Raw genomic sequence first — 15,201 nt, 5'->3', positions numbered from 1 at the left:
ATGAACACCGTCAGCCTTGAGCGCGAAATTCGAGCATACGAATCCATGCTTCCCGAAATCAAAAGGGAGTACGGGTCGGTATGGGCGGTTATTTCTCACGAGAAGCTCGTGAGCACCTTTAAAGCGTTTTCTGACGCGGCTCGCTTCGTGAACGCCAATTGCCGTGATCACCAAGTCCTGATCCGCCATACCGACCAGCACAACGAAACCGCTCCGTTCGTCGAAATCAGCAACTGACCGTGGCTTTTGGTTCGTGGGTCACCGGACCCCTGATCGACATGACCTTGTTCGGTGCGAATGGGAGCGAAGAGCAAGCTCTTGTCGGGATAATCGATACCGGCGCTTCGGTCATCTGCATCGACAAGCGGATCCCGATCAGGTTGGGGCTGACGCCCACCAACCTTAAAACTATGATCGTTGCGGATGGCTCCGAAGTACAAGCCACCGTCTTTGCGGGTGAACTCTCCATTCCCGAACTCGATTTTCGGGATTGGGTCGAGCTTCATGGGATGGCCATGAAGAGCGAGACAAACCGCGTCTTGATTGGCCGATCTTTCCTGGCACCGTATCACGTCACGTACAGCGGTCCGGAAGAGCGCTTCCACTTCGCCAAAACCGTGGCCTTCCAAGAGGCCGAACAAGACGGCTGAGCCTGCGTGCTCCGGATCCGGTGTCTGGGGTTGGACCCCTCCACCGCACTGATCCCTGCGCGATCAGCCCCTCCACCGCTTCGCGGTCCCCCTCCCCACGAGGTGGGGAGGATATGCGGTCCCCCTCCCCATCGGAGATGGGGAGGAGACGTGGCGGCTACTTCGCCCGCTTCAGTGTCAGCCACACCGCCGAGACGAGGAAGTAGAAGGCGCCGAAGCCGGCGTAGCCGGCGACGGTGGCTATGGAGAGGTCGGCGGGGCCGCGGGACATGATCGTGAAGAAGACGCCGGCGAGGATGGACTGGGCGCCGGAGAGGATCATGGCCCATTGGGCGCCGGCGGTCTTCCAGCGGCGCAGGCCGGTGAGGACCGATCGTTGATTTCAAAATCCGTCATCCCCGGGCTTGTCCCGAGGACCCATCGGCCCGCGCCATCGGACGGGGAGGTTGCGGGCTGAGTCTTGGTGCGGCGCTGTCCTGCCGAACCTTGCCATGGGTCCTCGGGACGAGCCCGAGGATGACGGGGGTGGGGTGAGGTGTGTGGGGTTGGCCCCCTCCGTCTCCTCGCGAGGGCTCGGAGCCACCTCCCCCGATGGGGGAGGATTGTCGATTTTGAATCTGTCATCCTCGGGACGAGCCCGAGGATGACGGGGTGGGGTGGCGGACGTGCAACCCCCGGTCGTCTGGTTCGTTTTCTGGCCGTCGCGGGCGCGCGGTGAGGCGCCGGTATCCGGGCGAGGGACGACATGGCCATGACGGCGGTTTCGGGTCTCAAATGGGCGGCCTGTGGGTCCGCGCTTTCCCTCGTCCTGGCGCTGGGCGGGTGCGAGCGGAAGGCCGCCGACGAGGATGCGATCCATCTGGAGGGCGGATCGGCGGCGGCGCGGGCCTATGTGGCGGGGTTCACGACGAAGGATCCGGCGACCTGTTTCCGGGAGGTGGGGCTGAGACAGCCGGAGCTGAAAGGCCGCCCCGGCGGCCTGGGTCCCCGGGTCGCGCCGACGCGGGTGATCGTGATGATCGACGGGTCCGGTTCGATGGCCGGTCGGATGGGCGGCCGGACCAAGCTGGAACTGGCGCGGGAGGCGGCGCTCGGGTTTGTCGAGGGATTGCCCGCCTCGGTGCAGACCTCGCTGCTGGTCTTCGGTCAGGAGGGGAACAATCGGGCGGACGGCAAGGCGGCGTCCTGTTCGGCCATTGACGTGCTGGCGCCGATGTCGGCGGACCGGGGGCCGTTGCGCTCGGCCCTGGGGCAGGTGCGGGCGGTCGGCTGGACGCCTCTGGCCGCCGGGCTGGACCGGGCCGAGGCCCTGCTGGCGGCCTCAGCCACGCCCGGCGAGCAGGTCATCTATGTGGTGTCGGACGGGGAGGAGACCTGCGGCGGCGATCCGGTCGCGGTGGCGCGGCGGATCAACGGCGGCCGGACCCGGGCGATCGTCAATGTGATCGGCTTCAACCTGCCGTCGGGCGAGGCGGCGAAACTGGCGGCGGTGGCGCGGGCCGGGGGCGGCGGCTTCGTCAACCTGTCCAACGAAGCCGAGCTGGCGCGGGTGACGGCCGAGGTGAAGGAATCGATCCGTCAGACGGACAATGAGGTCGCGACCAGTATCACCACGACCGACAACAATGTGGCGACCAGCCTCGCCGTCACCGACGCCGACACCTGTATCTCGATCATGGCCACCGACGAGGAGACGGCGATGATCATCGACCTGACGGATCGGGAGACGGCGGGACGGCCCGTGTCGTTCAAGGAGGAGGCCAAGGCCCTGCTGAAGGCGCGCCACGATGCGATGCGGGCGCGGCTGGCGGCCTATCGGGCCCGTCTGACCGGGGCCGAGGCGGCGGCGAAGCGGGATATCGATTCGGCGGCGGAGGCGGTGCGCTGATCCTCCCCACTGCGTGGGGAAGATATGGTCAAGTCTGTTGAAAATACTGTTTTGTCGGGGTTTTCCCTGACGGCTCTTGGCGCGGCGGACGGTCAAGGTGGAGGCGTAAACCTTACCGTACCCGGGTCCAGTGATGTCCTGTCGCGTTTTTCATGCCGTGCGTGCCGAGGAGGAGAGGCCGGGTCTGCCGGATGCGGCGGTCATCGCGACCCTTCTGGAGGAGCGGGATGTGCAGCGGGCCTGTCAAGCCTGGCTCCTGGCGCTGCCGACGGTGGCCTGGGCGCAGTGGCAGAACCAGCATGAGACGGTGTTCGGGGCACGCGACGGCGACATCGTCAAATACCGGTCGGTGCGCGACAAACTCGGTCTGATGGGGGCCGACGCGGCGCCCTGTGCGGCGGGGTTCGTGAACACGGCGCGGACCGGGCCGGTGGCGGTGGACTTTCCAGCCGGGGGAGGGACGGCCGGAGAGTTCGTCGACTTCCGCGGACGGGCGATCGGGGCGGTGGGGATGGGCGGCCCGGACCGGGGCCGGGGCGGGCGCTATCTGGTGCTGGGGCCGGGGCAGGCGCCGCCGGAAGGGATCGGCTGGGACTTTCTGGTGCGGTCGCCGACCTTCAACCTGGCGCTGACTTTTCGCATCGCGCGCCCGACGCGGCCGAGCGGGAGCGGGTGACGAAGGCCTGCCGCATCTATCCGGCGCGGCAGGCGGCGGCGCCGCGGCCGACGCGGGTCGTCCGGCCGGAGGGGCGGCCGTGGAGCGGGACGCCGCCGACCGGCATGGCCTTCTGGCGGCGGCTGAACACCGTGCTGCAGGTCGAGCCCGAGGACCCGGCGCTGACGGCCCTGCTGACGCCGCTGGGTCTGGAGAAGGGGCGGCCGTTCGAGCCGGACGCCGATCAGACGCGGGCGCTGGAGGCGGGGGCGCGGCTGGGCGCGCGGATGGCGCTCGCCGAGGCGGCAGGGGGACCGGCTGGCGGCGGGAGCTCGCGACGGGGATCGGGTGCTCCCCCAAAGTCCGGCGCCGGAGGAGGGGCGGCTGACCGCCTGGCGCGACGCCCATGGCCAATGGTTCGACGGCGGGCGGGCCTGGGGGTTCAGCGTGCCGGCGATGGGGTCCTCGATGGGGCCGGCGGGGCTTCCGGCGGAGGGCTGGTCCGTGACCCTCTATGACGTGGAGACGCGGGGCTTCATCGACACCCCCTGGGACCTCGTCGGACGGGGGTCGGACGACGCACTGGCGCGGCAGGCGGACGGGTCGGTGGCGCTGATCTTCTCGCCCCAGCCGCCGGCGGATGCGCCGAGGTCGAACTGGATCCCGACGACGCCGGGGCGGGCCTGGTTCGCCGTGTTCCGGTTCAGGGGGGCGGGAGTGGAAGAGGGCTGGGCCCTGCCGGAGATCGCAGCCCTCTAGGCCGCGGCGGCTTCCGAGGCGTCGAGGCTTTCGGCGATCTCGGCGAGGGCGCCGGCCAGCTGGCGCACGTCGATGGGCTTGGGCAGGAGGCGGGTCATGCCGGCCTCGAGGCAGGCCTCGATATGGTGCGACATGGCGTTGGCGGTCAGGGCGATGATCGGGGTGGCGGCGAGCGCCTCGCGGCGTTCGATCTCGCGAATGGCGCGGGTGGCGGCGAAACCGTCCATCACCGGCATCTGGACATCCATGAGGATCAGGTCCCAGCTTTCCGAACGCCAGGCCTCGACGGCGGCCTGACCGTCGTCGACCAGCACCACATCGACGCCGAGCTGGCCCAGAAGGGTGCGCAGGACCAGCTGGTTGGTGGCGTTGTCCTCGGCGGCGAGGACGCGCAGGGCCGGCAGGGGGACGTCGTCGCCCTCGGCCGCCTTGGCGACCGCTTCGGCCTCGCCGACGAAGGGCAGGGGCAGGGTGACGGCGAAGCGGGAGCCGACGCCGGGGCGGGAGGTCACCGAGACGTCGCCGCCCATCCGCACGGCCAGCTCGCGCACGATCGACAGGCCCAGCCCCGTGCCGCCGAAGCGCCGGGTGGTCGAACTGTCGGCCTGGGCGAAGGGGGTGAAGATGCGGCCCAGGACCTCGGCGTCCATGCCGGAGCCGGTGTCTATGACCTCGATGGTCAGGACCTCGCCGGCGCGGCGAGCCTTGAGACTGACGCCGCCCTCGGCGGTGAATTTCAGGGCGTTGGAGACGAGGTTGGACAGGATCTGGCGCAGGCGGGTCGGATCGCCCTGATAGACGCCCGCGGCCGTGCCCAAGTCGACGTCGAGACGCAGTCCGCGGTCGCCCGCGGTGGCGGCGAAGGTGGAGCTGAGGCTGGTCAGCAGATGGCCGAGGTCGAAGGGCACGACCTCCAGCTCCAGCTTGCCGGCCTCGACCTTGGACAGGTCGAGAATGTCGTTGAGGATGGCCAGCAGAGCCTCGCCCGATTCCGAGATGATCTCCAGCCGGGCGCGCTGGGCCTCGGGCAGGGGATCGGCGGCCATGGCCTGGGCCATGCCGAGGATGCCGTTCATCGGGGTGCGAATCTCGTGGCTCATGACCGCGAGGAACTGGGACTTGGCCTGGCTGGCGGCCTCGGCCTGCTGGGCGAGGACACGGGATGCGGTGACGTCCCAGTTGGCGCCGATCAGACGTTCGGGGGCGCCGTCGGCGCTGCGGTGGACCCGGCCCAGAACCTTGATGATGCGGATGTCGCCGTCGAGGCGGCGGATGCGGAATTCGGTGTCGATGACGTCGGTGACGAGAGCGTTCTGGATCGCGGCTTCCAGCGGGCCGACGTCGTCCTCATGCAGATTACGGGCGAAGAAGGCGAAGTCGAGCGGGCCGGGCGGCGGGGCGACGTGGTAGAGGGCGAACATCTCCGGCGACCAGCTGAGGGCGTTGGTGCCGAGGTCCCATTCGAAGATGCCGATCTCGGCGGCCTTGGCGGCGAGGCTGGCGCGTTCGGCGAGGCGCAGACGCTCGGTCTCCTCGGCCTTGCGCGCGCTGATGTCCTGGACGTGGGAGATGAAGTAGATCGGGGCGCCGTCGTCGTCGCGGACGATGGCGACGGTCAGCTCGGCCCAGACCACGACGCCGTCCTTGCGGAGATAGCGTTTGTCCATCTGGTAGGAGGTCGAGGTTCCGGCCAGCAGGGCCTGAAGCTGGTCGAGGTCGGCCCCGAGGTCGTCGGGATGGGTCAGGGTCTGGAATGTCAGGCCGGCCAGTTCGTCGGCCTCATAGCCGAGGAAGGCGCGCAGCGAGGCATTGGCGCGCAGAAAGGCGCCGTCGAGCGCGATCAGGGCGGTGCCGATGGCCGAATGCTCCATGGCGCGCCACAGATAGCCGGGCTTGAGCGCCGGCAGCGCGGTCGGTTCGGTGGCCATGGTTCCCATGAACACCGTTGTAATCCCAAAAGGTTTTAGGACCTGTGAACCGGACCCGCCCCGGCAGCGCTTTCGCGTTGCCGAGGCGATTTTTTGTACGGTATCAGACCGAGGCGGCGACGGCGCGGATAGCGCCGTTGGCGATGGTCAATTTGGCGAAGGTCCAGCCGGAGCCGGAACCCTCGATCTCGTCGACGGAGGCGCGGACGCCCTCGACCACGGCCTTGCGCGGGCCGATCCAGGCGTCGACCGCGGCTTCGGCGGCCGCTTCCGAGGCGCCGACCGAGGCGTCGGAGGCCCGGGCCACGGCGCGGGTCAGGGCGACCTGTTCGGACATCAGGTCCTCGATCAGGCGACGCACGGCCAGACGGTCGAAATGATCGCCCGACTGGATGCCGCCGGCCGCCGCGCGCAGGCGGTCGAAGTCGAAGGCCGCGCCGACCTGGTGATAGAGGCGGGCCATGGCCGGCTCGGCCCAGCCCGCTTCCCTGGCCAGATCGCCGATGTCGGCGGTGGCGACGAGGGGACGGAGCATGGCAATGGTCTTCGCCAGATCCTCGCCCACACCCATGGCCGCGAACTTCTGCAGACGCTTGTCGAGCAGACCCTGTTCGAAGCGCGACAGGACGTCGCCGCCCTGCTGACGCAGGGCGTCGGCGGCGGGGCGGTAGGCGGCGATCAGGCTGTCGACCGTGGTCCCCACGCGGCCCGCCCGCTTGGCCAGCCAGAAGGTCTGGCGGCGCAGGACGGTGGAGATTTCCGTGTAGAGGGCGGTCTGGGTCTCGGCCGGGATCTTGAGATCCAGACCGTTGACCGCGTCCCAGGCCTCGTCGAGGCGGAAGACGCGACGCGCGGCCTCGAAGGCGATGACGAGGGCGGTGGTATCGACCTCGGCCGAGGCCTTCAGACGGTCCGGGAAGGTCGGCCCCGTCATATTGACGATCTCGTTGCAGAGGACGGTGGCGACGATCTCGCGGCGCAGCCTGTGGCTCTTCATCTCGTCCTCGTACTTCGCGAGGGCGTCGGGGAAGTAGCGGACCAGGGTCTCCTCGAAGAAGGGATCCTCGGGCGCGGAGGAGGCGACGATCTCGTCGGCCAGTTCCAGCTTGGAATAGGCCATGAGGACGGCGAGCTCGGGCCGGGTCAGGGGCGTGCCCGAGGCCTTCATCTCATTGACGCGCAGGTCGTTGGGCAGGCCCTCGACCTTGCGGTCCAGTTTGCCGCGCGCCGTCAGCGCCTGCATGAAGCGTTGCTGGGCGTCCAGGGCGCCTGCGCCTTCGGCCTGCTGCAGGGTCAGGGCCAGGGTCTGGTCGTAGTTGTGGACCAGAACCTTGAGGCCGACCTCGTCGGTCATTGAGGCCAGGAGAGCCGTGCGCTGGTCGGCCGGCAGGACGCCGTTGGTGACCGCCGACCCGACCAGGATCTTGATGTTGACCTCGTGGTCGGAGGTGTCGACGCCGGCCGAGTTGTCGATGGCGTCGGTGTTGCTGCGGCCGCCGTTGCGGCCGTATTCGATGCGGCCGGCCTGGGTGAAGCCGAGGTTGGCGCCCTCGCCCACGACCTTGACCCGCAGTTCGCCGGCGTCGATGCGGAGCGCATCGGTGCCCTTGTCGCCCACTTGCGCGTCGGTCTCGGTCGAGGCCTTCACATAGGTGCCGATGCCGCCGAGGTAGAGGAGTTCGGCGGGCGCCTTGAGGATGGCGCGCATCAGGGTGACGGGGTCGACCGTGTCCTCGGCGATCTCGAGGAGGGCCTTGATCTGGGGCGTCAGCTGGATCGACTTGGCGCCGCGCGAGAAGACGCCGCCGCCGTCCGAAATCTTCGCCTTGTCATAGTCCTGCCAGGACGAGCGCGGCAGCTGGAACAGGCGGTTGCGCTCTTCCCACGACGCAGCCGGATCGGGCGTCGGGTCGATGAAGATATCGCGGTGGTCGAAGGCGGCGACCAGTTTTGTGGCCTTGGACAGCAGCATGCCGTTGCCGAAGACGTCGCCGGACATGTCGCCCACGCCGACGGCGGTGAAGGGCTCGGACTGGATGTCCTTGCCGATCTCGCGGAAGTGGCGCTTGACCGCCTCCCAGGCGCCGCGGGCGGTGATGCCCATGGCCTTGTGGTCGTAGCCGATGGACCCACCCGAGGCGAAGGCGTCGCCCAGCCAGAAGCCGTAGTCGGCCGAGACGCCGTTGGCGATGTCGGAGAAGGTCGCCGTGCCCTTGTCGGCGGCGACGACCAGATAGGGGTCATCCCCCTCGAAGGCGACGACATGGGCCGGACGGATCACCGAGCCATCGGCGCCGATGTTGTCGGTGATGTCCAGAAGGCCCGAGAGGAAGGTCTTGTAGGCGCGGATGGCCTCGGCCTGTTGCGCGTCGCGGTCGCCGCCCGCGCGGACGATGGCGGACAGGTTCTTCGGGAAGAAGCCGCCCTTGGAGCCGACGGGGACGATGACGGCGTTCTTGACCTGCTGGGCCTTCACCAGACCCAGGACCTCGGTGCGGAAGTCGTCACGACGGTCGGACCAGCGCAGGCCGCCACGCGCGACGGGACCGAAGCGCAGGTGGACGCCCTCGATATGCGGGGCCCAGACGAAGATCTCGCGATAGGGTTTGGGCAGGGGCAGGTCGTCGAGTTCGCGCGAGGCGATCTTGATCGAGATGTGCGGTTTCGGCGCGCCGTCGACCGTCTGGTAGAAATTGGTGCGCTTGATCGCACCGACCAGCAGGGCGAGGCGGCGCAGGGCCCGGTCGTGGTCGAGGCTCTTCACGTCCTGCAGCAGGGCGGTGATCTTGTCCGAAAGTTCGGTGCAGTGACCTGCGCGCTCGTCGGCGGAACCGCCGAGCGACGGGTCGAATTTGCAGTGGAACAGGGAGACGATGGCGCGGGCCACGTCGGGGTAGAGGGTCAGGGCCTCTTCCTGAACCGCTTGCGACGGATCCAGGCCGGTCTGCTGGCGATAGCGGGCGAGGGTGCGGACCAGGGCCGCCTGACGCCAGTCGACGCCCAGCTCCATGACCAGACGGTTGAAGCCGTCGCTCTCGGTCAGGCCGGTCCAGACCGCGGTGAAGGCGGTCTCGAACGGCGCCTTGATGTCGGCGAACGACAGGGCCGCGCCGCGCGGGTCTTCCAGCAGGAATTCGTGGACGTGAATCTCGGTGTCGCCCACCGGTTTGATGGCGTGACCGAACTCTTCCAGCGTCTTCAGACCCATGTCGGCGAGCACCGGCAGGACGTCGGACAGGGGCACGGCGGCGCCGCGATGATAGAGTTTGAAGCGGAACTGCAGCTCACTGTCGCCCGTGGCGCGGAAGGCGCGGACGGCGACGGGTTCTCCGCCGTCGTGAGCGCCCGTGGCGTTCAGGCGGTCGATCTCCTGCAGGTCGGCGACGGCCTCGGCGGCGTCATAGCGGTCGCGGTAGCCGGCCCCGAAGGCCTCGGCCCATTTGGCCGAGAGGGCGCCGATCTGGGCCTCGTCGATGTCGGCGTCGCGGGCGGCGCTTTCGAAGCGGTCGATCCAGCTGCGGCCGGCCTCGGCGACGGCGGCCTCGAGCGCCACCGGGTCGGGCGTCGGGTGATCGCCGGGGGTCACGCCGATGATGTAGTGGATGCGGACCAGGGGCGCGTCCGACAGCTGGGGATACCAGGCCGACAGGCGGCCGCCCCAGGCGGCGGCGAGGATGCGGGCGATGCGCTCGCGCACGGTAGAATCGAAGCGTTCGCGCGGGATGAAGGCGAGGACCGAGATGAAACGGTCGAACGGATCCTGACGCGTGAAGGTCTTGATGCGCGGACGATCGTAGAGGTGGAGGATGCCGAGCGAGATGTTGAGCAGCTCGTCCTCGGAAATCTGGAAGAGCTCGTCGCGCGGATAGTTCTCGAGGATGTTCCTGAGGCGCTTCTCGTTGTGGCTGCCCGGGGCCTTGCCGGCGCGGGCGAGGGCGCCGGCGACCTTGGCGCGGATCAGGGGCACCTGGGAGGCGGCGCTGTCATAGGCCTCGGCCGTGAACAGGCCCACGTAGCGGGTCTCGCCCGAGGGGCGGCCGTCGGCGCCGTAACGCTTGACCCCGATATAGTCCATGTAGGCGCGGCGGTGGACGCGCGAGCGGATATTGGCCTTGGCCACGGTGACCGGGTCCGACAGGTCCATCTGGCGCTTCATCTGGGCGGTCAGGATGGCGGGCTCGGAGGTGCGGCGCAGCACGGTGCGCGACGGATCGCGCAGGACCCCGACTCCGGCCGAGACCTGACCGAGGGGCTCTTCATGGGCATAGCCGCCGTCGGCGGTGCGCGGATAGTCGTAGTCGCGGGCGCCGAGGAAGACGAAATGGTCGGCGTTGAGCCAGCGCAGGAACTCCAGCGTCTCGGCGACGACGGCGGAATCGACCGTGCCGGGGCAGGCCTCCAGATGGGCGACCGAACGCTCCATCAGCTCATGCATGGCGGCGTGGTCGGCGACGGCGGCCTGGACGTCGGCCAGGGTCTCGACGAGGGCGGCGGTCAGGGCCTCGCGGCGCTCGGCGGGCAGGGGGTCGATGACCACCACGATCATCGATTCGCGGTCGGAGCCGGCGGTGCGGGCGCCGGCGGCGTCGCGGCCGAGGGTCACGACCGGGTGGAAGAGGGCGCGGACCGAGACCCCGGCGTCGGCCAGCTCGCCCATGACGCTGTCGACGAGGAAGGGCCGGTCGTCCTGAACGATGGCGATGACGTCATAGCCGGTCGCCGAACCGTCGGCGGCGGCCAGGGGCTGGACCGAGACGCGGGCGGCCTCGCCGGACTTACGGACATCGGCAGAGGTCCAGACCCGGGCCAGAAGGGCGGCCAGATCGGCGCCGCCCAGCTCTGGCGTTTCGTCGTCGGCATAGTCCTCGTGGGCCTGCGACAGATAGGAGGACTGCAGCGGGCCCGTCCCCCCTCCGGCCTTGGCGAACCCGTCTTCGAGCGCCTCCAGGGAAATCGCCTGAGGGACGGAGCGAAGGTCGCCGGACATGGGCAGGGTCTCATTCGGCGCGGCCGGAGCCGCAAGGGGGTCAACGACACGATAGGCCGTTGAAGCTTCGGATCAATGAATGGCTGATTAGGCCCGACCGGCGCCCTCTGGAAGCCGGAAACGACATGGCCGGACCCGCTTTCGCGGACCCGGCCATGGTTATCGCCGATAAGTCTGTCCGGATCAGGTCCGGCTCAGGCTCACAGGATTCAGAAGCGGTAGCTCATGCCGATGTTAAAGGCGTGCAGACCGAATTTGGAGTTGGAGCGGATGATATCCGTGCCGGTGGTGTTGGGGGCGAGGACGAAGGGATTGGTCGCCGGGGCCGTGCCCTGGCCGACGCGGATGACATGGTCGCCGGCGTCGAGCGAGCTGTAGAGATATTCGCCGGTGAGGCTGAGGTTGGGGGCGAGCGAATATTCGACGCCGCCGCCCAGCTGGTAGCCGTCGGCGCGGTCGTCATCGAGGCGGGCGGTGAAGGTGTTGGCGCCATTGGTGGTGAAGAAGCGGTTCTCCACCTCGGCGGTGGCGGCGCCGCCGGTCGCATAGACCAGGGCCGGGCCCCAGGCATAGCCGACGCGGGCGCGGACGGCGGCGAGGTTGTTCAGGGTGCGGGTGAAGACATAGGCGGCCGGGGTGGTGGAGAAGCCGGTGACGCTGTCCTCCTGATTGCCGACGCTGTAGTCGCCGACGACGCCGACGACGAAGGAGCCCATCTGGTAGTCATAGCCGGCGCGGACGCCGCCCTGGGTTCCCGGCGCGTCCTTGTCGCAACCGCCCGCGGCGGCGTTGGAGTTGGCCGCGCCGCCGCAATAGCCGGGCGAGAAGGCGTCGGCGCCGGCGGGCGTGGCGAGGGTGACGGTGTCGCCGTAGTTTCCATCGAGGTTGCGGTCGAAGCGGAGGCGCTCGTCGCCCTGGCCGTTCTGCTGGGTGAAGCCACCGAAGACGCCGACATAGGGGCCGGTCCAGCTGTCGGGACCGGATTGGCCGAACAGCGTCTGGGCCGAGGCCGGGGCGGCGATGAGGGCGGCTGCGGAAGCGGCCGTGAGGAGGGTGATCGTGCGGGTCATGAGGGGCGTTCCTGTCCGTGTGCTGAGCGTTTGCCCCCGAGGGTCACGGGCGGCGGTCGCGGGTCCTAACGGGACAGGTACGAAGCGGGATGCGCGGCGGCCGAGGCCTGCGCCAATGCGCCGCACGTGACGCAGTGCGCTGTTTTGTCTCGGGAAATCGAAGGTTACTAGGGAACCAAAAGACAAGGCCGTCGGACGGGGGGGTCCGACGGCCTGCTTTGGGGATCGGCGCTGGAGGGGGAAGGGCGCCGTCCCGGGTCGACGCGAACCCCGGAGGGGGAGGGAGGGTCCGCGTCGTCTGAGACCCAGATAGGAAGGCGTCAACGGGGGTTCAAGGGGCGCCCGTCAGGGGGTTTCCTGCGGCGGCTTGACGCGTCGCTTGCTCGCCCGGGCCCTGGCCGCAGCTGCCTGCTTCTCTTCCTCGTCGGCATAGGGGGCTCCGTCGCCGGACAGGAGGATGGCCATCCACATCGAGCCCTTGAACTCGGCCAGGATGGCCATGGCCATGACCGCCAGAGGCGTCGACAGGAACATGCCGACGACGCCCCACATCTTGCCGAACAGGGCCAGCGACAGGAGGACGGCGACCGGGTCGATGTTCTGGTTGTCGCCCTGCATGCGCGGCTGGATCATGTTGCCGACGATGAAGAGGACGGCCTGGAGACCGATCAGCAGGACGATGGCCTGCCAGTAGGTCGGGAACTGGACGAGGGCGAACAGCGGCGGAGCGAGGCCGCCGACGGCGCCGCCCAGCACCGGGATGAAGCCGACGATGAAGATGACGAAGGTCCAGAACTCGGCGTTCTGGAGCCCGACCGCCTTCATCAGAATCCAGGCGAAGACGCAGATGATCGCACCGGTCACCGACTGGACCCAGATGTAGCCCTCGACCCCGCCGCGGACGCGCTGGAACACCTCCATGGCCTCGGAGCGCTGGAGCTTCTCGGGGAACATGGCGACCAGCTTGCGCCGGAAGCCGCCCTGCGACGCCAGCAGGAAACCGAGATAGACGAAGACGAAGAAGGCGCCCGAGGCCACGCCCTGTGCCTGGAGCGCGACGGTGGTCAGATACCCCCGGATGTCGATGCCGGCGATCAGGACCTGCAGGGTCGGCGGGTTCTGGATCCGCAGCAGGGCGGAGCCGTCACGCAAAATCTGGTCGATGCGCGGCCCGATATTGGTCGCCACGCCCGAGGCCTGGCCGAAGAATCCGGAGGCGCCGTAGATGATGATGGCGATAGAACCGGCGAAGATCAGCACCACCACGATCAGGGCCGCGATCCCGGCCCAGCGGTGCGGCAGGGGCGTCTTCTCCTCGATCGACCGCTTCACCCCGTCGATGACGATCAACAGGAAGATGGCCATGGCCAGAGGCGTCAGGATGTCCGCCAGCCAGACGAGGGCCGCGGCCGTCACGACCACGGCGATCAGGACCAGGGCGTTGCGGGCGACGACGGGGGTGGCGACGGTGATGGGCGGTTTCATGCGGTGACCTTCGGGGGGCGGGGACGGCGCGTCAATGAGGATTGGGGAGGATCGGCCCCGATGGGATGACGTTCCGCAAAGCTTGATCCGCCAACGCTTTTACGCGGTGAAAGGCTGCGCTAATCGAGTCAGAACACTGGAGACGCCTCGATGTCCGATCTGCCTGCTACCGGCCTGTTCATGGGCCAGTCCAATGACACGGGGGCCGGGGTCCCGGAGATCCTGTTGTGGCAGAGGGCCAACCGGCACGGCGTGATCGCGGGCGCCACGGGGACGGGCAAGACGGTGACGCTGCAGATCCTCGCGCAAGGGTTTTCCGAGGCCGGGGTGCCCGTCTTCTGCGCCGATGTGAAAGGCGATCTGTCGGGCATCTGTCAGCCGGGCGCGCCGAGCGAGAAGCTGATCGCCCGGGCGACGGGGATGGGGCTGACGCTGAACCCGAAGGCGGCGCCGACGGTGTTCTGGGACCTCTATGGCCAGAAAGGGCATCCGGTGCGGGCGACGGTGTCCGAGATCGGGCCGCTGCTGATGGCGCGGATGCTGGATCTGAACGATGTGCAGGAGGGGGTGCTGACCGTCGCCTTCCACGTGGCGGACAAGGAGGGGCTGCTGCTGCTGGACCTCGACGACCTGCGCTCGATGCTGACTTACGTGGCCGAGAACGCCGCCCGAATCGGGCGCGAGGTCGGCAATGTGGCCCCGGCCTCGATCGCCTCGATCCAGCGCGCCCTGCTGCAGCTGGAACAGGACGGCGGCGACGCCTTCTTCGGCGAGCCGGCCCTGCGCCTGACCGACATGATCCGCACGGGTCTGGACGGCCGGGGCCAGGTCAATGTGCTCGATTCGACCAGGCTGATGAACAGCCCGCGCCTCTATGGGGCGTTCCTGCTGTGGCTGCTGTCGGAGCTGTTCGAACAGCTGCCCGAGGTGGGCGATCCGGAGAGGCCGAAGCTGGTCTTCTTCTTCGACGAGGCGCACCTGCTGTTCAGGGATGCGCCCAAGCCCCTGCTGGAAAAGGTCGAGCAGGTGGTGCGGCTGATCCGGTCCAAGGGGGTGGGGATCTATTTCATCACCCAGAACCCGGCCGACATCCCCGACAGCGTCCTGGCCCAGCTGGGCAACCGGGTGCAGCACGCGCTGCGCGCCTATACGCCGTCCGATCAGCGCGGGCTGAAGGCGGCGTCCGAGAGCTTCCGCGTCAATCCGGCCTTCGATACGGCCGAGGCCATCCAGGCCCTGGGCACCGGCGAGGCGCTGGTTTCCGTGCTGGACGAGAAGGGGGCGCCGTCGATTACCGCCCGCACCCTGATCCGCCCGCCGGACAGCCGCCTCGGCCCCGCGACCGACGCCGAACGCGCCTCGGTCATGGCCGCCAGCCCCGTCGCCGGGGTCTATGACACCGCCATCGACCGCGAGTCGGCGGAAGAGGTGCTGGCCGCCCGCCACGCCGCCGCCGATCAGGCCGCCGATGCGGAGGAAGCCGCGAAGGCCGAGGCGAAAGCTCAGGCCCAGGCGGAGAAGGCCCAGGCCCAGGCGGACCGCGCCGCCGCACGAGCCGCGCCGCGTCAGGCCCCCGCGCCCCGCGCCGCCCCGCGCCGCTCGACGCGCGAGACGCCGATCGAGGCCATGACAAAGTCGGTGCTGAGGACGGCGGGTTCGACGATCACCCGGGAGCTGCTGCGCGGGCTGCTGGGCAGTTTGAAGCGGCGGTGATCCCACTCACCGCTCATCCCAATTCCGTAATCCCAAATTCCGTCATCCTCGGGCTTGTCCCGAGGA

Annotated in this window: 11 protein-coding genes; 6 read left to right on the top strand and 5 right to left on the bottom strand. The window is 68.9% G+C overall.

The genetic code is table 11. From position 1 onward, the window contains the following. Complete coding sequence (locus tag IFJ75_RS16530; protein WP_207869552.1) at positions 1–237, top strand: hypothetical protein; 237 nt, start codon at positions 1–3, stop codon at positions 235–237. Positions 238–239: 2 nt separating this feature from the next. Further along, positions 240–650, top strand: coding sequence for a retroviral-like aspartic protease family protein (locus IFJ75_RS16525; protein WP_207869550.1), 411 nt, complete (start codon positions 240–242; stop codon positions 648–650). A 157-nt stretch (positions 651–807) separates the two neighbouring features. Here IFJ75_RS16525 and IFJ75_RS16520 read toward each other — a convergent pair whose 3' ends face one another. Next, complete coding sequence (locus IFJ75_RS16520) at positions 808–972, bottom strand: hypothetical protein (RefSeq protein WP_207869548.1); 165 nt, start codon at positions 970–972, stop codon at positions 808–810. A 423-nt stretch (positions 973–1,395) separates the two neighbouring features. On the opposite strand from IFJ75_RS16520, the gene IFJ75_RS16515 reads away from it, so the two are divergent. The 3 genes from IFJ75_RS16515 (at position 1,396) to IFJ75_RS16505 (ending at position 3,952) form a co-directional block, all read left to right on the top strand. Next, positions 1,396–2,538: a VWA domain-containing protein gene (locus IFJ75_RS16515; protein ID WP_207869546.1), complete on the top strand. Its 1,143-nt coding sequence runs from the start codon at positions 1,396–1,398 to the stop codon at positions 2,536–2,538. A 133-nt stretch (positions 2,539–2,671) separates the two neighbouring features. Next, entirely contained in the window at positions 2,672–3,214 is a 543-nt protein-coding gene (locus IFJ75_RS16510; RefSeq protein WP_207869544.1) for a DUF1254 domain-containing protein, read from the top strand. 327 nt (positions 3,215–3,541) lie between these two features. Continuing rightward, on the top strand, positions 3,542–3,952 hold the full coding sequence (locus tag IFJ75_RS16505) for a DUF1214 domain-containing protein (RefSeq protein WP_207869542.1): 411 nt from the start codon (positions 3,542–3,544) through the stop codon (positions 3,950–3,952). On the opposite strand, the gene IFJ75_RS16500 is transcribed toward IFJ75_RS16505, so the two are convergent. From IFJ75_RS16500 to IFJ75_RS16485, 4 genes are all read right to left on the bottom strand, one after another. After that, a complete protein-coding gene (locus IFJ75_RS16500) occupies positions 3,949–5,880 on the bottom strand; it encodes an ATP-binding protein (protein ID WP_207869540.1) in 1,932 nt (643 codons plus the stop codon). The two genes, IFJ75_RS16505 and IFJ75_RS16500, sit on opposite strands and share 4 nt — an antisense overlap. Before the next feature lie 103 nt (positions 5,881–5,983). Next, complete coding sequence (locus IFJ75_RS16495) at positions 5,984–10,867, bottom strand: NAD-glutamate dehydrogenase (protein WP_207869538.1); 4,884 nt, start codon at positions 10,865–10,867, stop codon at positions 5,984–5,986. Between the two features lie 209 nt (positions 10,868–11,076). After that, a complete protein-coding gene (locus tag IFJ75_RS16490) occupies positions 11,077–11,937 on the bottom strand; it encodes an outer membrane protein (RefSeq protein WP_207869536.1) in 861 nt (286 codons plus the stop codon). Between the two features lie 345 nt (positions 11,938–12,282). Continuing rightward, positions 12,283–13,422, bottom strand: a complete 1,140-nt coding sequence (locus tag IFJ75_RS16485; protein WP_207869534.1) for an AI-2E family transporter — start codon at positions 13,420–13,422, stop codon at positions 12,283–12,285. A gap of 150 nt (positions 13,423–13,572) precedes the next feature. Here IFJ75_RS16485 and IFJ75_RS16480 point away from each other — a divergent pair, with 150 nt between their 5' ends. Further along, positions 13,573–15,135, top strand: coding sequence for a helicase HerA-like domain-containing protein (locus IFJ75_RS16480; protein ID WP_207869532.1), 1,563 nt, complete (start codon positions 13,573–13,575; stop codon positions 15,133–15,135). Positions 15,136–15,201: the final 66 nt, after the last annotated feature.

This window comes from Brevundimonas goettingensis (assembly GCF_017487405.1).
In the GTDB taxonomy this organism is placed as follows: Bacteria; Pseudomonadota; Alphaproteobacteria; order Caulobacterales; family Caulobacteraceae; genus Brevundimonas; species Brevundimonas goettingensis.
Note: the sequence above shows the minus strand (reverse complement) of the source record. Positions and strands in the feature narration are given on the sequence as shown.

What these genes read in the sequence shown, in the direction of transcription:
- IFJ75_RS16490 (WP_207869536.1), bottom strand. Translation starts at nt 11,937, where the DNA reads ATGACCCGCACGATCACCCTCCTCACGGCCGCTTCCGCAGCCGCCCTC.
- IFJ75_RS16520 (WP_207869548.1), bottom strand. Translation starts at nt 972, where the DNA reads ATGATCCTCTCCGGCGCCCAGTCCATCCTCGCCGGCGTCTTCTTCACG.
- IFJ75_RS16530 (WP_207869552.1), top strand. Translation starts at nt 1, where the DNA reads ATGAACACCGTCAGCCTTGAGCGCGAAATTCGAGCATACGAATCCATG.
- IFJ75_RS16485 (WP_207869534.1), bottom strand. Translation starts at nt 13,422, where the DNA reads ATGAAACCGCCCATCACCGTCGCCACCCCCGTCGTCGCCCGCAACGCC.
- IFJ75_RS16500 (WP_207869540.1), bottom strand. Translation starts at nt 5,880, where the DNA reads ATGGCCACCGAACCGACCGCGCTGCCGGCGCTCAAGCCCGGCTATCTG.
- IFJ75_RS16510 (WP_207869544.1), top strand. Translation starts at nt 2,672, where the DNA reads ATGTCCTGTCGCGTTTTTCATGCCGTGCGTGCCGAGGAGGAGAGGCCG.
- IFJ75_RS16480 (WP_207869532.1), top strand. Translation starts at nt 13,573, where the DNA reads ATGTCCGATCTGCCTGCTACCGGCCTGTTCATGGGCCAGTCCAATGAC.
- IFJ75_RS16515 (WP_207869546.1), top strand. Translation starts at nt 1,396, where the DNA reads ATGGCCATGACGGCGGTTTCGGGTCTCAAATGGGCGGCCTGTGGGTCC.
- IFJ75_RS16495 (WP_207869538.1), bottom strand. Translation starts at nt 10,867, where the DNA reads ATGTCCGGCGACCTTCGCTCCGTCCCTCAGGCGATTTCCCTGGAGGCG.